The organism is Halosimplex salinum (genome assembly GCF_003730195.1).
GTDB classification, from domain to species: domain Archaea; phylum Halobacteriota; class Halobacteria; order Halobacteriales; family Haloarculaceae; genus Halosimplex; species Halosimplex salinum.
Window position 1 is genome coordinate 22956 of record NZ_QWGG01000011.1, and the last position, 19879, is coordinate 42834.

Sequence of the window (19879 nt, forward strand, 5' to 3'; positions counted from 1 at the left end):
GGTAGCTTTAGATGTGGTCGGCGAGTAGGACGCGAAGTGCTTTCGTACCGCTGGGTGACGACGGCGAGCGAGCCTTGGCGTGCCAGTAGTAGCATTCACCCAGACTCATCTGGTCGATTCCCTTTGCGACTTCACGGAGACGGTCTCGACGTCGCATCGGCTTCATCGCACGGAACGCGATCGAGAGCCGAACACCGGCCGCTTCGGGAAGACTCACGCTTGCTGGGCCTCCTGTACAGACGGTCTCGGGATCAAGACTCAGCTCCCGGAAGGTGGATTCGATGAGGAAACTCACCTCGTTGAACGCCCCGCCGCGTAACGTCGCGATATGAATCGCACACCAGTCATCCCAATCGTACGCCGCGTCATCTGCCCCGGGGAGTTCGGACGGGGAACGGTCGCCGATAATGGCCTCCTCCAGTTCGCGTACTGAGACGCTTACTGCTTTTTGGGCTCTCTCAAACCGTTCTCGTCGGGCCGTCGCGATATCGCGGGGCGCCAGCTCGTAGAGCGTGATTTCGTGCTGGTCGTCGACCCGATCGCGCGTCAACACGAACGTCGGTCGATTCCCGTACGCGCCGGTAGTGAAGGCGAACGAATTCCCCTCGGCGATCCCCTGACTCATACTTGGGTCACCTCGCTGGATTCGATCAGACGGATTTGCGTGTGCATCGTGACGGTGAACGCGTTGTCGACAGCGAGGAGTTCGTCCAGGGCGTCGAACGTATCACCATAGAGGCGATCATCGCCCTCGTCGAACTCAATCGCGAACTCGGCTTCAGCGGTACGACCGCCATCCGGATTCGCGAGATCTTCCGGCTCCATGTTGAATCGGAGGTGGCTTGCGAAGACCTCTGGGCGTCCATTGAAATCGACTTCGAACTCCGATTTCGAGTCGGCTCCGTCGTTGGCCTCATAATCGAAGTCCATCGTCGTGTCCTCTGCGAAGTCCTCATCGTTGCTGAGTTTGTTTGCAGTGAACCACGCGCCCTTCCACGCATCGGCCCCGTCCAGATGAATCCAGACGCCTTCGACGATGGGCGTCAGTTCGTCAGGGTGTCCGTCGTACTCCTCGCGAGCGCTGGTAAGCTCATCCGCGATGTCAGCCCGCATTTCCTGTAGGGCCCTAGAGACGTGTGCGGGCTCAGAGGTGCGAACTTCGATGAGTTTACTGAACGGCTCAGGTTCGTCATCGCCACCTGAACTGCCGCCGCTACTGCCGCCAGTCTCCTCATCATCGTCGTCAGGAGTCTCGTCCTCTTGCTCTTCGTCTTCGTCGGGTTCCTCCCAGTCGATCTCACTCCCGACGTCGTCGACCAGCTCATCGAGCGAGGTGTAGAGTGTGTGCGACTGCGAGAGCTTCACGTCCTGATAGCTGAGCCCCGTGTGCAGATTCTTCGCGTCGTCGAGTTCGTGATCGGTTGCCGTGAGCGCCGTCTCGGGCGTGTAGTACCCGGTCTTCTGCTCCTCGTCCCAGTAGGCGTACCCGTCTTCACGGACGAGCTGGGCGATCGTCTTTCGCAGTGGGATGGGTGACAGGAGAATCTCCGCATCCTGGCGCTTCCCGAACTGTTCTTCGATTGCTCTCGTCGTCATCGAGGTCGAGCCGACGTTCCAGATCGTCGCCTCGAACCAGTCAACACCGTAGGCGTCCTCTCCTTCGGGGATGATCGCGCCTGCTTCATCGAGCTTCTCGATGACACTCTGATGGATGGTGCTGTCGGTGGTGACGTTCCGATGAGCCAGGCCATCTCCAGTCGGGAAGTAGAGATGCGTATACGCCTTTTTGATGTCCTGATCGAGCGTGCCCTTCGCGCTATCGAGGCGTTCACCGAGCTTGTCCTGCTGTTCGGTGTTGAGCTCGTACTGGTCGCCGAGATTATTCTGGATGTGTTTGATGGCAGCGACGCGCTCTGCGGTCCGCTTCGCGTCGGATACGTCGTTCGCGCTCGCCGCGAGGAAGACGACGTTATTCTTGAACACCCGTGGCGTCTTCTGTCCGCCACTCGACGATGCTGTATTCTTGAACAGCGTTTGGATTGCCTCGGGGACGGTCTCGTAGTCCGTGATGGTGACCGTATCGAAGTCCATCACGCACAGATGCGCTTCGTCGGCCGTATCCGGGATCTCGTGTGGCTCTTCCGGTCCGACAATCACATTCAGACTGCCCTGACCGAGTGCCTCGTCAAGGGCTTCCTCGAGATGCCGTCGGGCGAGCCCGTCTTGTAGTTGCTCGACGACGGAATCGATGAGTTTCGTGAGGTTCGGCTCTGACTTGAACTGGATCTTCTCACCGTTGTCTCCGTGCAGGTAGAAACACGCAGACCGACGTCCCTCTCCAAGGAGGTTATTGAGCGCGTCGTCGTAGTGCGCAAGCTCGACTTCGGTGTTGGCAATCGCGTGTCGAAGAGGCCGGCGTGTAGTGCCGCGCCCGTCGGCGCCCTTCACGATGCTCTTCCAGAGGATTGCCGTCGTCAGATGTGTTCCGAGTGGGGGGTGTCCGTTCTTGACCCAATTCCGGTCCTCTTCCTCTGCGTTCGCCGTGCCATCTTCCGAGAAGATGTCGGCTTTGATCGCGGCCTCGAAGTCCATGTCGACCGACGAGAACAGCCGGAGAAGCGTCGAACGAACGTCCCCATCGGAGGGATGCATATCGAACAGACGAACGAAGTGGCGTTCTTGGTAGTCGCTCTGGTGCTGCCAGAGGCGGTAGACTGCGCGGGAGAGGAGCTTGAGCGCACCACGAGTGCGCTGGAACGACGGGAGGGAGTCCAGTTCCTCTGTGAGTGTATCAATGACCGTCGGATGAATCGGGTAGCTGTCTTCCAGGCGGTCTCGGTGTTCCGGGTTCGTTGCACTGTCGGGGAAGGAGTCACGATCACCCGTGTAGAGGGACATGTAGGCATCAACAGTTGCATCGCGCCCATCTTCCGCGACGCTCTCGAACAAGCGGTGTCGCAGGACAGCGGCAATTTCGTTGTCCTCCGTCGGCGTAATGGAGCCCTCGACACGGTCGCTGATACTGTTGAACTCAGAGATGGTCTCGGAGACGAGACCACGGACGTCTTCGGCTTGGTCGGCGAAGGCGGTGTCCGCGATACTGAGGACAACAGTGACCTTGTCGTTGTTCTGCGTCGCGGACAGCAGCGACATCAGGAAGGTATTCGTCTGCTTCGCGAGCGTCGAATCCCCGATTTCGACAGCGGCAGCTTGCTCGAGATATGCGGCGATCTCGTCGATGAGGATGAGCGATGGATTGTCGTTCCGCTCGAAGAGCCGCTCGAGTTTGGTCGTTCCTGGAGGCGTTCGGTTCTCGTCGTTCTCGCGCAGGAACTCGTAGCCTTCCCGCCCGAACAGCTGGTAGGCCATTTCGCCCCACATCGTCTTCGTCGCGGGGGCGTCAGGGTCGTCGTAGTTCGAGCGAGCGTCCTCGGCGTCGACGTGTGTGCCCACGAAGACGGCTGAGTTGACGTCGAGACCAAGTGCAGCGGCGTCAGTATACTCATCGGCGATGTCTTGGTCGAGGATGAAGTCAGACAGATCGGGGACAGCACTCGGCGACTCTGCGAGGTGATACGCGGCGATCTGGTTGTGGGTTTTCCCGCCACCGAAGCTGGTGTCGAGTCGGAGAATGCCGTTCGTACCGGTGTAGTCGTCGTTATGTGCGCCGACGAAACGGGTTGCGAGACGCGTGAGAAGCTCCTGCAGACCGCTAGTGGGGTAGGTTTTCTCGAAGAAGAGTCGAGGGTCCGCGTAGACATCAGGAGCGTCGTCGCTGTGGGCGACGTCCGCGAGGCTAGCCGCGAATTGGTCCTCAGCGAGCTCACCGGTGAGAACGTCCTGGCGAGGTTCGCAGGAGTCGAAAATACTCGGCGGACGATTCGTCGTGCCGGTGGTTGTGGGCGTATCGCTCATTCGTTTGTCGAGGTGGTTTCGTTGGTGCGTTCTTTGAGGAGCGTCTTGATTACTGAATCGAGGGACGTGTGGTCTTCCTCGTCCTTGATCTCCTCTAGCTGTTCTTTCGTCCAGTCCTGTACCCGTATCATCGGCATAATTGTATCACGAAATGTCCGGTCCCCTGAGTTTCGCGCACAGTACGTTATCACGATGTATACAGACAGTTGACTTAGTCATTTGGTATTTTAAAGATGAGTAGAGTGCGACAAGCCTGAGGTTCGACTATGATACTGTCTCTCTGGCCGATCTCACATTCAATCCCGAGCTATTAGCCATCTCTTTGTAGCTCCAATTAGACTCGGACAATATGCCGAAGCCGGATATCGAAGTCCTCGACGACGGCGACGCCTATCCGTATTCATCGCATATCAGCGTAGACGGTACAGACCTCCAGCTGGGCGATCTTCTCCTTGTGTTTGATTCTCCTGACGATAATGGTGTCAGCTTCTTTGAGCGCATCTATGGGTTCACTTGGCCGGGAATCATCACTCACGTCGTCGATGGGCCGGTTCCTGCTGAGTTCCACAATTTCGAGGACTTTGCTGCGGATCTCGACAGCGGGAAGACCGCGGTCGCCAGCAAACGCGAACAAACGAGCTTCTTTGTCGACGAAGACACCGTCCGCACTATCACCCTCTACCGATACCAGTACCAGGGCGGGTGGCAGCCGATAGTGATTGATGAGCGACGAGATCCACTTGAGAACACTCCTTTCAATGAATCAATTACTCTCTGTGAGGATGGAGAGCAGGTAATTGAAGAACTACTCGGGACGAGTTCACCTGAGGAGAAGCAGGAGGTTGAGCATCTCCGTGAATTTCTACGGTCTGCTGGTTATCAACTAAATCCGATCTCTGATTCAGACGAATAAGCCTCTCACTCACCGATTCACATATAGTAGAAATACTGTGGCCGAACCTCTGAGATGGACTCCGTATCTACTTCGGAGAGGATTGTACCAACACGCTTTGCAACACTCACGGTTGCTGGCATCCGAATTGCGTAGTCTGATGTATTCCAGTCGAGTTTCGTGAAAAAGAGGATCTCCTTACAGATCTCTAACGAGGGTGTCTCACAGATCTCGTCAGGTCGGATCTCAATCGGTGATGGTACTCCACTCCCCTGATAGGTCGTCTCTTCCGGGACATATCCGGATGTGTAGAGATAGTGGACGTCGTCATCAGGGACGCTCAGGAGGGTTCCCCGTATGGCGGGATAATCCGTAGGTGGGAACAACCTGACCTTTGGCCGCCTACGAACCCAGACTAGATCTAAATCGCGAACACCATCTGTGGCATCAAGCAACCCTTCACGTTCTTCATCCCAGAAGACAGATGGCTTATGAAGGACGAACCGGCTGGGACGTGTCCCTTTCTGAGCTTCGTAGTATTCCAGAATCTGCTCACCTACCTGTCTAGCCGCCTCATATGAGAGGTGGGGAGACCCATTCTCGTCCTCGGTGATATCCGGGAGTGGATCGCTCTGAAGGATAATATGGTCCCGTCCGTGAAAGACGTGAGCAAGAGCAGCTCGAATTACATCATCTCCTTCGTCTCGCTCTCTGTAGAACGAGAGTCCTGCGTAGCAGTGCCCATCTTCGATCTGCCGAGTTTTCCAGGGATGCCCTCGTTGTGACTTGTATAGAAGTCCAACTGTGAGATTCCAGGCCCGAGATGCTCGCTGTCGGTCAGTACGGATTGCAAGTGTGGATGGCTTAATCAGCTGTGTGGGGATTCGAGCCTCTATCCCGATCAGCTTGATTCGATTTCGCAGGTCAGAACCTTCCGACTGGATCCGCGCATGGTCCTGGTTCTCAGGAGTACACGCGTCCATCACTTCTTGCGGAATACAGACGATGATTGCGTTCGGCTGAACCGAATCCCGTTCGATTATCTCTATGTCTTTCCGCACTAGCTTCAGGAATCGCTCCATCCGATCTCTGGGGGTCGATTTACTCGTAACAGATTGGATGTCTCGTCGGCGAATTTGGCGTCTCCAACCCTTCTTTGCATTGATGGAGAGATTGAGCGGGGAACTCTTACCAAGGCCGGAATACGGAACCTGCCACGGATTATCACTCGTTCCTGGATGGATCCCGACCTCCATATCGTGAAGTAGTTCGGTCAACCGGCGGATCGAATCTCGATCGCCGATAATCCCGAGTTTGATTGTGTGGTGTCCTTCTTCATAGAGCCGTGGACCATATCTGATAAGGCCACGTTTGGGAGAGGTTTCAGTACCTCCTTCAAACTGAATCTCTGGCTCCTCGAGGTGACGAAGCGTGAACGGGGAATCTTCAGGCGTCATTGTTCAATTCCACCTGTGTTTTCGAGATCAGACGCTGACTCGATGAGCTCATCACGTTCGTCTCCATCTTTGGGCGGGCGGACATTGAGGGACAGCGAGTCAACTCTGGTCACTTCGAGTTCCTTTACGACGGGTATCTTTTCACCCATAAATCGATCAAGCTGGGTCTGATCCGACATCAGCAACTCTTCCCAGACACGCAGCTGGCGGTCGTACTTACTATTCTGGGCGTGGAAACGATTTGGCGAGAAGTCGTTTTGGAGCCGCGATTTACGCTCGCCTGTTACAGGTCGACGACCGTCGGAAGTGAAGACTTGTGTGGGTAGCAGAACGTAGTAGTACTCTTCCGCATAGCGCCGCACTCGTACTTTGACACCACGATGGATGACATCGGGGTAGGAGTCTAACTCCTTTGCAACCCAAGATCGACCTAGTTTTCGCTCGGAACCGTGCTGTCTGCGGTCTAGTTCGGGGTATACGGTTGTTCCCTTCTCACGGTCGATGAGACAATCGTTATCTCTTGCAACGAGAGTGAAAATCCCTCTGAGAAGGGACCTTACGATATTTTCACGCTCTTCTTCTTGAGCCCGCGTTCGGAGGAACTCCTCGAACTCTCGTGTTTCGAAACGGTCCTCGTGTATGTAATGACGAGTAGACCCCGGAAGATGGTCCGGATGAACGAGCGAATATAATTTCCGCTCGTGAAGCTTGATGGGGAACGCTTCGTTGTTATAATTATAGACGCGAGCAGATTCGGCTTCCTCTGTCGTCTCTATGATGTACAGTGTCTCTGGGTAGCGGGTTACCTGAAACAGATTCGTCGCATATTCTGTTTCCTCAGAAACCGGTTCATACGAATGAAGATATGGTTCGTACTGGAACCGTTCTGTTTTCTCGAGTTGATGAGCTTGTTGACGGAGGTCATCGTATGTACCTACGAAAACATGGGTATCAATAGCAAAATCTCGGAACTCATCTACATCAGTATCATCTAGCCGATCTACGACCTCATCGTTAACGCTGTCTTTGAGTTTTTCGTAGAAGTCGACCAGTTTCTGATTATCGGTGACATCACGATCGAACAGGGCTTTCCAGAGCTGGTCATTAGAAAGTGTCTCCGTAAAAATATAGAAGTCAAACCGGTGGGGTTGGGGTTGTTTGATATATTCGAGGAAATACCGGGCCAATTCGTCTCTAAAATCGTTCGGGCTGAGGCCTGTGGAATACGCTTTTGCTTCGGCTACCACTTTATCGCCCGTAGCTTTGTTCACAAACTGAATATCGTCAAGCGTAGAGTGGAAGGCTGAATCCCGCTCAACCATGTAATTCAGCCCTTCCATATACTCAATGACGACTTCCTTATAGTCCTCCCCGCGTCGCGCCGTCCCTTCCCGCTCTTTATATAGATTGTAGATGGGCACGTTGTATCTCGTTACAAGGAAGTCTCGTGTGAATTACTTTTCCCTCAGTCGTTGGATAGTCTACTGGGATCCGACGATACTTCTATAAAACGAGCGGTAGATATTGGAGATAATGAATCGTGGGGACTTGGGAACGACTCTGCGTCTCCTCAATCGCGAACGAGGGACCGCGGATGCGTTGCCGAAAAAGTCGCTTCACAAGCTCCTCTATCGTATTGACGTCAAATCTGCCGAGCAAGATTTGGACATCGAGATTCCGTATTACTGGTATCTCTTTGGTACCGTATCTCCAGCCACGCCCTCAACTGTCCCCTCAGCCAGTATTAACGAGCCCGGACTTGAAGATCGCCTACGTTCTGTTGTCTCAGAGGCTCTCTCAGAATATTACGAACATGGGTTAGAATGGCTCACAGACAGAATGTATGATGATGCGCCGTATGAGGTTCAGCGGGATTTTCGGGAGTTAGATAAGAAAATACGGACGTTACATACGGAGTATCACGATTTCTTTGAGGTTGATCCAAGCAGAGAATCGGTACTCAGCTCCGTCCACGACACTTTTGAATCATTTCCAAATGACCGATTTTCGGAGTACGACCGACCGCTAATCAAGTGGTATAATGCGGTCACACGAGAACTCCATTCGCATTCTCCTGATCCCTCCAGATTGATGACGGTGAATGTCACGTTCTGGCGTATATTTGCTCTCGAACTTGCTCAACGGCATGCCCAGGGAATGTCTCCGGAAGAGGTTCGTGGGAACCTCGGTATAACCTCGTTTGAGGAGGCTCGGAGTTCTGCGATTCAGAAACTTGACGAATTCGAAGAGGAAGACCTTGATGCGAAATTTTCTGGATTACCGACTGAACTCGAATCTGAACGGAGTGCAGCTGACGAACTTGTTGCTCCGATTCTTGAACGCCGGCATTCGTTGTAGTTTAACGCCTCACGCCAGCGCCGTCTGCTGATCTGAATATCGTTGGGACTACCTGTCAGAGAAACCCGGTGGCTGCTGTGAGTTACGAACCACCGGATTCAGTGATTGTCGACCGGATCAAAAGAGCGTTTCCCTCTGAGGAGTTGCGCGAGCGCGCTCGCGCAACGAATCTCGTCCAACGAGAGCGCAAGTTCGACACTGTCGCGTTGTTCTACACCCTCTCACTGGGTTTCGCTGCTGGATCAGATCGCTCTATTCAGGCATTTCTCGAACGGTTTGTCGAAATGGCTGACTGTGACGAACTCGCTTATCCAACCTTCCACGGCTGGTTTTCACCCGCGTTCGTTACACTCCTGCGAGAGATTCTCGATGACGCCATCGAGAATCTCGAACCGGGACAAACCGACCTCAGCGGACGTCTCGAACGCTTTCGAGACGTCCTCATTGTTGACGCTTCTATCATCACACTCTACCAAGACGCTACAGACGTCTACGCAGCGACTGGCGAAGATCAAGCTGGCGTGAAGCTTCACCTCACAGAATCACTCTCAACCGGACTTCCTACGCGTTTTCAAACGACTGACGCCAAAACGCAGGAACGGAGCCAGCTACCCACCGGTGAGTGGGTAGCTGGCGCACTCGTCTTACTCGATCTCGGCTTCTACGACTTCTGGTTGTTCGACCGTATCGATCAAAACGACGGCTGGTTCATCTCACGGGTCAAAGATGACGCAAACTTCGAGATCGTCGAAGAGCTTCGCACATGGCGGGGAAACAGTATTCCGCTCGAAGGCGAGTCGCTGCAGGACGTCCTTGACGACCTGCAGCGACAGGAGATCGACGCTCGGATTACCCTCTCATTCGACCGCAAGCGAGGGTCGGGCGTCAGCACGACCCGAACGTTCCGACTCGTCGGTGTGCTCAACGAGGACAGCGATGAGTACCATCTCTACCTAACGAATCTTTCCAGAGACAACTACCACGCGCCCGATATCGCACAGCTCTATCGGGCGCGCTGGGAGATTGAGCTGCTGTTCAAGGAACTCAAATCGCGCTTCGGTCTCGATGAGATCAATACGACAGATCCCTACATCATCGAAGCGCTGATCATCGTAGCGGCGCTCTCGCTGCTGATGAGCCGCGTTATCGTGGATGAACTCCGCAAATTAGACGCAAAGCGGCAGGGGAGCGACGACGACGCGGCCGCGTCGTCGACGCGTCTTCCACGTCGTCGGTGTTCTCACGCGCTCGAACGTCACGCACACCTAGTCCAGCTGTACCTGATGCTGGATCTCGGGTATGAACTGCCAGATCTCGACGAATTGCTGTTGTGGTCGTCACGAGATCCAAATCCACATCGACCAAGATTACGTGAGCAGGTTGAGTCAGGCGAGTTCTGGTAGAAACTCGCCTGACAAGCCGGTTAGCTCAGAGGTAGGTAGTAGCGACAGCTCTGGATCGGCGACGCACTCACCGGAGTGAGTGCGCCGCCTTCAGAGAGTGACACAGATCTCAGCATCCGAGACAGAAGAACATCCGTTCAGTTCTCCGATCACGCTTCATTAGCGATTCGACTCAACACCGTCTTGCTCAACTATCCGCATAAACACCGCCTCGACGCGCCGCTAAACTACAACGGATGTGAACGCCGGGGAATTGCGCACGAAGATCTCCATCCGGGCCAATGACTCGATACTTCGTAGACACTAACGTCCTCATTGGACTCACGTTTTCTCACGATCGGTGGGCCGTAGAAGCAGAGCGTATCCTAGACGGTCATAACACGCTCTTCACGAGTGAGTTTGTGATCTACGAGTATTGCAGCCGTCCACAAGGAGCGCCTCGAGTTGTGTCCGACCCCGATCAACTACAGGTTGACCCTGACGATACCGATGGCGTGTTCGGGACCGTTCTTGAAGACTTTCAAGAGAACGTCGAGGATAATATCCCAATGTACAATCGAGAAATCGATTTACAGCGCTACGATGGGCTTTCCTTTGAGAGGATCTTAGAGATTTTCTTCGATAATATTGAGGTTCGAAGTCAGGCCAAGCCACACTTTGTTCGACACTTTCAGAACTACTTCTCCTCGCGTGAAATCACCCCACGGAATGCGAAACGGTGTGTCGAAGATCTTCGAGATCGTGTTCTCCACGACGCAAAGGAGCGGAAAGACGCACTAATGGATGCTGTCCACGTCATGTCGTCAACTTATGACGATCAGGAGCGCGCTCGCGGTCTAGTCAAGGAGCACATCGGAATTCGAGAGTCCCGGATTCCTCCAGTAGACTCTCAGTGGCTTCTTGACGCAATAGGGCTTGCAGAACGCGATGTGCTTCAGCGTGTTGTGACCGGAGATAAGAAAGACATCGTCCGATATCAGCAACAACTGACGTCATTATTTGATGTTTCAATCCTCTATATTTTGGATGAGTTTCATACTCATTCCCAAGTCAGTCAGGATTCACACGAGATCTTCTGAAGAATAGAGCCGGTTTTAGTTCGGAGTGTGGCCGCTAGTTCTGCCGGAAACTGGTCGCCTTGACCGGGAACCCTTCAGCCTGTTCTGCAACGTTAGGCGTGAGCTGGTACACACCACTATCGACATGATCCATCGGCGCTTCCAACGCCCCCTCCGAGAGTCCGCGGTCGCTCCACTCGGTGTGGGAAACCGCAACCTCGAATCCGCCGACTCGTGGCGGAACAGCTGGTAGCGCCTCGGCGTTTTCTGGATAATCTTCGAGGAGCGGTGCATATCGGAACGGCAGCCGAAGTAGGTGACTTCGAGTGGTTTGGCCGGAGTAGACGCACCGATTCGGGTCCTCGACGCAGACGTCCTCGACGCGCTCCTCGTCACTCGGATAGTCGATACCGTAGTGGTCGGGATCCTCGCCTGCCTGCGCCTGTACTGCCTTCTCGATAGCTTGTCCAAGACTCATCGGGTCGGTCGCGTGCGAGAGCCAACATGCCACTGCAACAGCGTCGTCTGCATCCGCCGTGAGCGTATACGTCGAGATTTCCGGCGAACTGATCGGCGTGTAATAGGCCCGGACCGCGAACAGGCAGGGTTCGTAGATCTGGCCGTCTGCCTCCTGAGCTTCGGCGGCAACGTCGTCGCTGTGGATGCTTGACTCAAAGTCAGCTTCGAGACCTTGAATACGCCGTCGACGCCCGACTACCTCGTACTCCACTGGGTCGATACGGAGTTCCGTGTTCTCGGCCGCAGTGAACCGTGCTTCGACGCCGGGTGTTCCCTCTGACCCATACGTCCCGCGTTCGAAAGACTCCTCTGTCCATCCGTCTGCGAGGCGTATTTCGTACTCGTCGGTCACCATCGGAGCTTCCGGCTCTGTCGGCAGAGGGTCAGTCTCCAAGTCGTGCTCGTCCATATCACCGACTGTCTGCTACGTCGACTTAAACTACTGTCACGCCGGGGGTGCTAACGAGCGGGAAGGCAACCACGATGGCCTATGGGTTCAGCTGTCGGCAACTCGGGCAGTCGTCCCAGTCAGCTTGATCTCGGTGCGAGCGATGTCCACATCTACGGGGATTCGCGAACAGGTAGTCTAGTCCCCACTCCGGGTCAGGAGCTTTCCCGAACAAAATCGGCGCCGTCTCTCCAGCACCGGTATGGTTCATAAGGAGATGAACGGGACAGTATCGGCACTCCCAGAGAGCGACGTCGACGCGGTCGTCATACCCTCTTTCGATGACTTCCTTCCGGTCCCACTCGTGAACGCCTCGTGGCCCGCGACACGGCGCGACGTCAACACGGTTCACCAGAACTGTCTCGAACGTGGGATCGGGACCGAGTCGCTTCGCTTCTAACCACTCCTCAAAGTCGTCCGCCACTTCGCTGTGTATAATAATCGCATCCCGGAGCTCGTCGATTCTAACCTCTGGCGCGAGGACCCCTTCGTAATCGTACACGAACCGAGTGAGCGTCTGATCGTACTGGCGGCGTGAGCCGCACCCACGACAGAACTCGTACTCGTAGCTATCCGGATGTGCGTAGCTCGGGATTCGCCGCCAATCGTGGCTTCCTGTTTCTGCATAGGGGTAGCATTTTCTGGACGGCGGCTCCCACTCGAGATTCGCTTCGACGCGCGTCCCAAACTCCCACGGATCGTGCTCACGGATGCTGTAGGCGCGTCCATCTTCGGCTCGGAATGCGTCGTCGACGATGTCGTAATCCAGCTGCTCGTCGCTGAAGTCGTCGGGAGTCAGCCACACGACCGAGTACCCTGCCGAGAGATAATCGTGAGTCGTCCCCTCGATGTCCTTACTGTGGTGTTTGTGCTGTACCTCGATGATGAGTCCCCTCCCGAAGTAGAGGTTTTCCTTATGGAACTCAACAAATGCATCAGATCGCCGCGTCTCCGGGGCCGTCGCCGTCCCTGTAATGTCGATCGTGATCTCGGCTCCGACGTGGGGCGCGGTGGGGAACTGTTCAGCGAGAGCGGCGACGGCGAGGGCCGTACAGCGAGCATGCGTATCTGATTCCCCTTTGGATGCTGTTGAACAGGATTCAGAATCGTCATCGCTGGCGTGGAAGAAGTGACGAGCGCGATGATCGCCATCACGGGGGTAGAGCATACCCCGGCATTCGGGACACTCGACGGCCTGCTGGTCGTTGACCTGTTCGGGGACGACGATATCGCCATCCAGGAGCGCTCGAAACGGCACTGTCATCACTATCGAAGTACGTCGATTGCTTGAACCCACCGCTATCCCTGTAAATGCAACCCATACTCTCGCCAAGACCCTTGAGGGGTTCCTAGGTTAGTGGGTTGTATTTCTAGCTACACTCGTCCAACCGCCGCAACGCTCTCTACCAATAATCAAGGCGAGTGTCTCGGGGCTGGACCTAGAGGCGGTTCACTCATTCCACGTAAGCTGGTCAACGGTTGGAAACTCAGCCTTCGCTGTCTGGGGCGGGTTGTAGTATCGGGACTTGATATCATAGTAGCCGAATTCAGGAGGGATACGAGCGCACGCCGTTGCCAGATTCTCGTCCGCTGTGTGGGTAATCACACGAATGCGGGCATTCGCGTCGAACAATCGAACCGCTAACGCGACCAACGACGCATCTCGCCAGTTGTTCGTCTCTGGATACTTGCTTTGCTGGTTGAGAAACTCATCTGCAACGAACCGAGCTTTCTCAACCGGCCCGGCGCTCCTATCAAACCCTTTTGTGCGGTCACCTGGCAGCGGTGTGGCCACCCGAAGCCACCCCTCTTCGATAGCCCTATCGAGGTATGGATTCGTCGGTGAGTCGGCACTTCCAGTATCCGCCAGTTCGTGGTAGACTGCTGCTGGTACCCAAATCTCTGTCCCGGCTTCCTCAACGGCACTCTTGAGCGACTGTAAACGCGGACTGGGATGCTTCCCTAAATTCCGAAACATCACTGTGTCCGCAATGTTCGCAGTATACATCCTCGTCATTCAGTCTACTTGTCGGCAAATTCCTCGAGGAGATCGCCTTCGTCCTCGTCGAAATCATCCGGTGTGTACGTTGTCGGGCCCGACTCGTCGTCACCGAGATCGAGAATCGAATAGAGTGCTTCGACGAGATCATACGCAGTTCCAGGCGAAAGGTCTGTGAGGCTCGCGATCTGCCGGATTGTGACATTCCCCTTACTGTGTGCTTCCACGAGATCGTATGCGAGTGCGAACGTGACGATGCCGTGGTCTTCGAGAACCCGTTCGATCGCTGGATACTCGTTCTTCTGTGCGATCACCTCGATAAGTTCGGGCGTGATCGAGACTTCCGTCTCGCGGACCGTCAATGTCAGTTCGAACTCTTCAGCGGTGTATACGGCGGTCCCACCATCGTCGTCAACCTTGCTGATCAGGCCCGCCTGTTCCAGCTTATGGAGATAGTCGTACACCGTTTTCTTCGAGACGGTCGTTGTTTCAACGAGCTCGGGGCCCGTGGCAGTCGCGGACCGCCGAATCAATGTATAGAGGCTAGCGAGGGACGGGTTCTCGAGTAATTCTGCGAACGTGGGGATTCCGGTGATCATCCCCGGAGTGTCCCCCGCGTTTCGCACGTGTTCTGTATCGTAGCTCATCTTGTATAGAGTTACGAAACTAGAAACCATAAACGTTTGCCCCGGAAATCGGGTGCTGTAGTGTTCACAGGTTGTCGAGGCGAATACCACGGGGCTGATTTCGAGGTAGTTTAGCTTGAGTAGATCTCTGCTTCCACTTTCACTTTGGTTCACTGAGGTATATGTAGACCCGTCCCTTAGAGAGAAGCAGAGGGTATTGCGTCCCTCAGTCACACGCTTCACACTCATATGAGCACTCAGGATCCGCACCTCGGTGACTGCCCGCACTGCGGTTGTGAGATTCTGTCCCGTCATACTCTGATAGAGTATGGGGGCGGTGTCTGGGCTGAATGTCCCGAGTGCCGGGATGTCGTTGCCCCACAGTGAGTCTCTATGTTACGAATCCTAAAGCGGCTGTCTCCAAACTCAACTGATACAACAGTACTGTTCGAGTGTCGATCTTGCGGAACCAGTTTAGATGAGACCCAGGACTCCTGTCCCGAATGCGATTATAGTGATGTCGTTCGGCACGAGTTATAGTTCGACGTACTGGTGTTCCCAGTCACGCCAGGCTTCGAGTTCTCGCTGACCGCATTTTGTAACTGTATAGACGTTTGTCCGGCGGTCTTTCTCTCCTTTCTCAACCAGCCTCTTTTCAACCAGTGTATCGAGGTTGGGGTAGAGACGTCCAAGGAACATCGATCGTAACTACGTTGAGGACGCCTACGCGCCGACTGATTTGGGCTCCTCAATCTGGAGACTCATCGTAATTTAGATAACACCGCTGATGACGAGTAGCCCGACGACAACTAGCAGCGTCGCAACCACACTCCCACCAGCTAAGAGTTTGTTCTCCATCGCCTTCTTATGGATCGGCATATCGGTGTACTCCTCACGGAAGGCCTCGAGATTGTCTTCGTCGTAGAAGTACTTCGTCTTCAACGCGAACCGCTCAGTTACGGCACAGCCCGTACAGACCGGTTTCTGCTTTAGCCGTTCGGTCTTGGTGTGGCTGTCGCAGGCGATCGCTCCACAGTTGGGACAGTAGGTGTACGTCTCGTCGACGCCGTTCATATCGCAGTGGACGCAGCGATGGATTCCGTCCTCGGCGGTCACTCTTGACGGGCCCGTCGCGTAGTATTCGTAGGGATAGGTGTACTCTTTGAGGTCGGTGGTGTGCCGAACCTCGGGAAGGTACACCGGTTTGATCGACTGGACGGAGATATCCGAGCGGTTCGGCTCGCAGGTCTTGTTGTACGTGACGTTGTTGTCGCCGGTATAGGTGACTGTCGTCGTGTGGTGCTGCTGGAGTCGCTCAACGGCCCACTCCTTGTACTCGGTCTGCGTCTGGCCAAACCGGTGCTCCTTGACCTCGTCGAATACCTCGCCGAATCGATTGGTGTCCAGGTCGACCGTCACGTGCAGGTTTTCGGTGACCAGCGTCGCGACGTCGTCGTCAGCTACCTGGGGATGTCCGCGGTCAGCGTGAACGGCAAACCGTGTCCGTTCGTTGATTCGGTGGATGACGCCGACTGATGTCTCGAAGACCGCGTTGGTGTCAGCGGTGACTGCTACGACCGGCCGAAATGTCGCCTCTGAGCGTGGCGCCGGCAGGTCGGTGGCCTCAATGTTCTCAATGTCGTGGAACGCTTCCTTGACCGGTGCGTCGACGGCGGCCGCGGGATCGTAGGGACGGAGTGTTTCGTCACAGAGGATTTCGATTCGACCGTTGTAGAGGTCGAGGCCGATCTCATCGGCGATCTCCCGGAGGTCCTCGCCGTCGAGCAGCTCGATAGGATGGGGATCGACGTTCTGTTGGAGCCGTTCTGCGTACTCCTGGGCCGGGTTCGTGAACCGGCCGGTTGTGACGACTATCCCCTGCTTTGGCCCCTCGAAGTCGAACGTCGCGATGGCCGAATGTAATTTCTGCACGACCGGCCGTCCGACTGCATCCGTGTGCTTGCACTCGACGATGATTGCGCGCCGCTGTCCGTCGACGACCTCCTCCATGATGACGTCCCGGCCCTCGTCGGCGGTTCGATCGGCCTGGCGGACGTTCTCGTAGCCGAGATTTCGGAAGACATCCTCCATCACGTCCTCGAACTCGAATCCGGAGAGGTCGTCCAGTACAGCCATTCAGTTCCAAGTGGAGTATAAGTTGCTACTACTATATACGTTGTCGAGGCTGGCGATGAAAACACAGCGACGTGACCACGGTTATTGTTTACACATCTTACAGAGTGTCCGACCACTACCTCGGAGGATGGAATTGATGCGTGCCTTCTGTTACGATTCATCTGTTCTGAATCGAAATCGAAACTGATCTCTCTCGGCGGCTTTGCGCTGGTTACGCTTTCGAAATCTCTTGGATGGTGAGTTCTTCGTCTGGCAAAACGCACGGCCCGAGGTGAGTATCAGTTCCGTCTGTTCGGACGGTCGATGTCTTCGGCGGCCTTGATTTCGTTTGTTTTCTCGACTTCGGCGAACAGTTCTCGGTATGCGTCGGGCTCGAAGAGGTTGTTCCGGTCGAACAGCTCGCGGGCGGCGTCGGTCAGCTGAAAGAACCGGTACGGTTGGCCCCGTTCGAGCCCCTCACGATCTCGTTCGATGGCCTCGATCAGTCCCACCTCCTCCAGCCGGATGAGGTGGTCGGTGAGCGTCGACGCTGCGATACTCGGGTTGTAGTATTCGAGTTCTTTCTTCGAGGGCGCGCCTTTCGGATGACCGACGATCGTCCCGATGACATTCGCGCGGGTTGTGTCGTCGAGGGCACTCAACGCTGCGATCGGATCGAGGCCGGCCGCGTTCTCGGCTGGCGTGAGCGGGGTAGCGTCAGGCCGGGACATTATGTATCAGTGTTTGTCCCCCGGTCGGATAATCATTTCGGTGAAATTCGAAGTGGTGGGCAGAGTGCTTGCGTATTCTATTTCCGGTCGTATTTCCGTACCGTTAGGTGGCGGTAGTGAATCCACCCAATATGACCAATGACGACGCTACCCGTGCCGTCATCGACAAATTGGGTGATCAGCCGGGCGAGACGCTTCCACCCGAACGGGTCGAGGCGATCCAGACCGCGATGCACGAGGATCTCGGACGGTTCATCAACAACACGTCCTACTTCGTTCTCGGTTCCTACGGTGAGGAGGAGCGGCCACGATTGGAGGCTGTTCGCGACCAACTCGCGAGTGATGCTGCAGCCTCGAACTCTGATGACGGGGTCGACGCGTTCCTGATGGACGATATTCTGGACGTCTCGGAGTTCTTCACGTCGAAATTCAAGCTGCTGGTCAGCTACGCGGACCATATCGTCGGGGTGTACGAACACTCCCAGGGCGGGCACGCGTGGGAAGCGGGCTACATCGATCAGCCGACCTATCGGGAGCGAACGCGAGCCTTCTATCGAACCTACGAGACTGAGGAGGAACAGTACGCGGCCTACGACGGGATGTTCGCACACTATCTCCTCTCGATGGAGCGGGTGGATCGTGCGTACACGTGGACGACGCCCGAGGACCTTCGTGACTATATTGAGGATGCTTACGCGCCCGACTGACGGCGTGAGGAACGATTATTTGCGTCGGATACTGAATCTTCTCGTGATGGTCGACATCCCTGATACACTTCGCTTGGTATCTACTGCGACTATTGAGTCCGACGACGGGGGCTACACATTCGAGATTCCAGCGAGTGAGATACGTCACGACGGTATTCAACCCGGTGAGACGTATCGAATCGCTGTTCTCGAAACCGGGCATACAACAGTGCGATCCGATACGCAGTCGGCGGACAGATCGTCTGAGACCTCCCCGACCACTCAGGAGCAGGGACCCCCCGAGCCGCCTGTTGAAGAGGGTGAGATTCGGGAGGTGACGATTGAGACGATTGGTGACCAGGGCGACGGCATCGCGAAGGTTGACCGCGGTTACGTCGTGATCGTTCCGGAGGGACAACCCGGTGACGAACCGACCGTTGAGATCGAACAGGTGCAACAGAACGTCGCCTTTGCTACGATCGTTGAGCCGGACCCCCGAACGCTGTGAGTGCTCCTCTACCAAATCGTTTAGTTGATGCTGTCGGTAACGACGGAACCAGTGGAGTGTTCTACAGGATATGAAGAATCGTACTGTTTTATCTGACGGAGTATCCGTTTGCTTTGAGAAGTTCGCGGACGCGTTCCTCGTGATCGCCCTGGAGTTCGATGTGCCCTTCTTTGACGGTGCCACCAGTTCCAAGTGTAGATTTCAGTTCTGAGGCGAGTGAGTCGAGATCGGTGCCACCTTCGAACCCCTCGACGACGACCATTTTCTTTCCATACCGGCGTTCTTCCGTTCGGACAGTCACCTGTTCTGTCGCCCGATCGAGATCAGCGAGCGGATTGCCCCATCGAATCAGTAGCGTAGATAATTTCGATGAGATGGTGCGAGAGCGGTATTCTCATATCAGGCTGGAGAGTTAGGAGACGTTGCTATCGAGGCGCTCGAAGATATCGACAGTATACCGCAGTGAATTCATATAGCGTACGAGGGCTGCACTGTCGTGTTCACACCGCTTCGACGGTGAACAGCGAGTCGTCGTTGAGGACGACCTGCACGCGCCGGTGCCAGGCCTCGACGAATGCCGCCCGCTGCTCCTCGCTCGCGGACCCCTCTAGAATCCGCTGGAGATTCCCGATTGCGGGGCCGCCGTCGGGAACGTCGCTGACGTGGTAGGTCACTTCAACAGTCTCGTCCGTATCGGTTCGCCGGAACCGGAACGTCGGTTCGTGCGTGCCCGGGTCGAACGCGTCGAAGACGAGGAGATCACGACGGCTCCCGTGACCACCGGCGAGCCCGCTGAATCCGTCATCGCCGGTCGCGCCAGTCACGTACGAGATGATACGGCTCATCACGCCGTACGCAGCATCCTCCTGCGGGCCGGCCGTCTGGACCTCGATTTCGCTCCGGACTGGATAGTCGTCGGGATACAGGGCGTCGAGCCCGAGCTGGACGATCCGGTAGGCGCCCGAGGCAGTCGGACAGGAGTGTCCTGCCTCTTTCACCGCGTCTCTATAAGCGATGACGAACGGCTCGCCCGGTTCGAGGACGTCGAGGGCCTCCGCGACGGGGTCGCGGATTTCGATCGGCTCGACGTCGTAGTCGACCTGCCAATTGGTTCTCGTCTGGGTCGTGTCAGTCGCAGTCGAATTCGATGTCATGAGTTGTGGT

Annotated in this window: 20 protein-coding genes and 1 pseudogene; 7 read left to right on the forward strand and 14 right to left on the reverse strand. The window is 55.6% G+C overall.

The genetic code is table 11. The features are described from left to right. Positions 1–7: 7 nt before the first annotated feature. Genes D1409_RS20660 through D1409_RS25620 form a run of 3 tightly spaced genes read right to left on the reverse strand, consistent with a single transcriptional unit; the run spans position 8 to position 4046 of the window. Complete coding sequence (locus D1409_RS20660; RefSeq protein ID WP_123538892.1) at positions 8–625, reverse strand: DUF7680 family protein; 618 nt, start codon at positions 623–625, stop codon at positions 8–10. Then, positions 622–3915 (reverse strand): ATP-binding protein, encoded by a 3294-nt coding sequence (locus D1409_RS20665; RefSeq protein ID WP_123538893.1) that lies wholly within the window; start codon positions 3913–3915, stop codon positions 622–624. The genes D1409_RS20660 and D1409_RS20665 overlap by 4 nt, the downstream gene beginning before the upstream one ends. Then, a complete protein-coding gene (locus D1409_RS25620; protein WP_268895834.1) occupies positions 3912–4046 on the reverse strand; it encodes a hypothetical protein in 135 nt (44 codons plus the stop codon). The genes D1409_RS20665 and D1409_RS25620 overlap by 4 nt, the downstream gene beginning before the upstream one ends. A 218-nt stretch (positions 4047–4264) precedes the next feature. Here D1409_RS25620 and D1409_RS20670 point away from each other — a divergent pair, with 218 nt between their 5' ends. Further along, positions 4265–4828, forward strand: coding sequence for a hypothetical protein (locus D1409_RS20670; protein WP_123538894.1), 564 nt, complete (start codon positions 4265–4267; stop codon positions 4826–4828). 17 nt (positions 4829–4845) lie between these two features. Here D1409_RS20670 and D1409_RS20675 read toward each other — a convergent pair whose 3' ends face one another. Both D1409_RS20675 and D1409_RS20680 read right to left on the reverse strand, forming a co-directional pair. Further along, positions 4846–6264 carry an argonaute/piwi family protein gene (locus tag D1409_RS20675; RefSeq protein WP_235853648.1) on the reverse strand — a complete coding sequence of 473 codons (1419 nt, stop codon included), beginning with the start codon at positions 6262–6264 and terminating at the stop codon, positions 4846–4848. Next, positions 6261–7685, reverse strand: a complete 1425-nt coding sequence (locus tag D1409_RS20680) for a hypothetical protein (protein WP_235853649.1) — start codon at positions 7683–7685, stop codon at positions 6261–6263. Before D1409_RS20680 ends, D1409_RS20675 begins: the two co-directional genes overlap by 4 nt. Positions 7686–7797: 112 nt before the next feature. Between D1409_RS20680 and D1409_RS20685 the strand changes: the two genes are divergently transcribed. From D1409_RS20685 to D1409_RS20695, 3 genes are all read left to right on the forward strand, one after another. Continuing rightward, a complete protein-coding gene (locus D1409_RS20685) occupies positions 7798–8622 on the forward strand; it encodes a hypothetical protein (protein WP_123538896.1) in 825 nt (274 codons plus the stop codon). 68 nt (positions 8623–8690) lie between these two features. Further along, a complete protein-coding gene (locus tag D1409_RS20690; RefSeq protein ID WP_123538897.1) occupies positions 8691–10025 on the forward strand; it encodes an IS4 family transposase in 1335 nt (444 codons plus the stop codon). Between the two features lie 401 nt (positions 10026–10426). Further along, positions 10427–11104, forward strand: coding sequence for a hypothetical protein (locus tag D1409_RS20695; RefSeq protein WP_235853651.1), 678 nt, complete (start codon positions 10427–10429; stop codon positions 11102–11104). A 34-nt stretch (positions 11105–11138) separates the two neighbouring features. Here the strand turns inward: D1409_RS20695 and D1409_RS20700 are convergent, their stop codons facing one another. From D1409_RS20700 to D1409_RS20715, 4 genes are all read right to left on the reverse strand, one after another. Beyond that, on the reverse strand, positions 11139–12011 hold the full coding sequence (locus tag D1409_RS20700) for a hypothetical protein (RefSeq protein WP_123538899.1): 873 nt from the start codon (positions 12009–12011) through the stop codon (positions 11139–11141). Between the two features lie 79 nt (positions 12012–12090). Next, positions 12091–13314: a competence protein CoiA gene (locus D1409_RS20705; RefSeq protein WP_235853653.1), complete on the reverse strand. Its 1224-nt coding sequence runs from the start codon at positions 13312–13314 to the stop codon at positions 12091–12093. A 186-nt stretch (positions 13315–13500) separates the two neighbouring features. Continuing rightward, positions 13501–14058, reverse strand: a complete 558-nt coding sequence (locus D1409_RS20710) for a hypothetical protein (RefSeq protein WP_123538900.1) — start codon at positions 14056–14058, stop codon at positions 13501–13503. 14 nt (positions 14059–14072) lie between these two features. After that, entirely contained in the window at positions 14073–14696 is a 624-nt protein-coding gene (locus tag D1409_RS20715; RefSeq protein ID WP_235853654.1) for a transcriptional regulator, read from the reverse strand. A gap of 228 nt (positions 14697–14924) precedes the next feature. Between D1409_RS20715 and D1409_RS25840 the strand changes: the two genes are divergently transcribed. Then, entirely contained in the window at positions 14925–15062 is a 138-nt protein-coding gene (locus D1409_RS25840) for a DUF7837 family putative zinc-binding protein (protein ID WP_449404908.1), read from the forward strand. A 147-nt stretch (positions 15063–15209) separates the two neighbouring features. Here the strand turns inward: D1409_RS25840 and D1409_RS20720 are convergent. The 3 genes and pseudogenes from D1409_RS20720 to D1409_RS20730 all read right to left on the reverse strand — a co-directional run. Continuing rightward, positions 15210–15365, reverse strand: a pseudogene (locus D1409_RS20720) (helix-turn-helix transcriptional regulator); the annotation flags it as partial. Between the two features lie 81 nt (positions 15366–15446). Continuing rightward, positions 15447–16811, reverse strand: a complete 1365-nt coding sequence (locus tag D1409_RS20725) for a restriction endonuclease (RefSeq protein WP_123538903.1) — start codon at positions 16809–16811, stop codon at positions 15447–15449. A 278-nt stretch (positions 16812–17089) separates the two neighbouring features. Then, the gene (locus D1409_RS20730) at positions 17090–17521 is read right to left on the reverse strand and encodes a helix-turn-helix domain-containing protein (RefSeq protein WP_123538904.1); all 432 of its coding nucleotides are present in this window, start codon (positions 17519–17521) and stop codon (positions 17090–17092) included. Between the two features lie 131 nt (positions 17522–17652). Here D1409_RS20730 and D1409_RS20735 point away from each other — a divergent pair, with 131 nt between their 5' ends. Together D1409_RS20735 and D1409_RS20740 are read left to right on the forward strand one after the other, a co-directional pair. After that, entirely contained in the window at positions 17653–18228 is a 576-nt protein-coding gene (locus tag D1409_RS20735) for a hypothetical protein (RefSeq protein WP_123538905.1), read from the forward strand. 46 nt (positions 18229–18274) lie between these two features. Then, a complete protein-coding gene (locus D1409_RS20740) occupies positions 18275–18715 on the forward strand; it encodes a TRAM domain-containing protein (RefSeq protein WP_123538906.1) in 441 nt (146 codons plus the stop codon). 88 nt (positions 18716–18803) lie between these two features. Here the strand turns inward: D1409_RS20740 and D1409_RS20745 are convergent, their stop codons facing one another. Beyond that, positions 18804–19016, reverse strand: a complete 213-nt coding sequence (locus tag D1409_RS20745) for an SUI1 family translation initiation factor (protein WP_235853656.1) — start codon at positions 19014–19016, stop codon at positions 18804–18806. Positions 19017–19215: 199 nt separating this feature from the next. Next, positions 19216–19869 carry a hypothetical protein gene (locus tag D1409_RS20755; protein ID WP_123538907.1) on the reverse strand — a complete coding sequence of 218 codons (654 nt, stop codon included), beginning with the start codon at positions 19867–19869 and terminating at the stop codon, positions 19216–19218. Positions 19870–19879 lie beyond the last annotated feature (10 nt).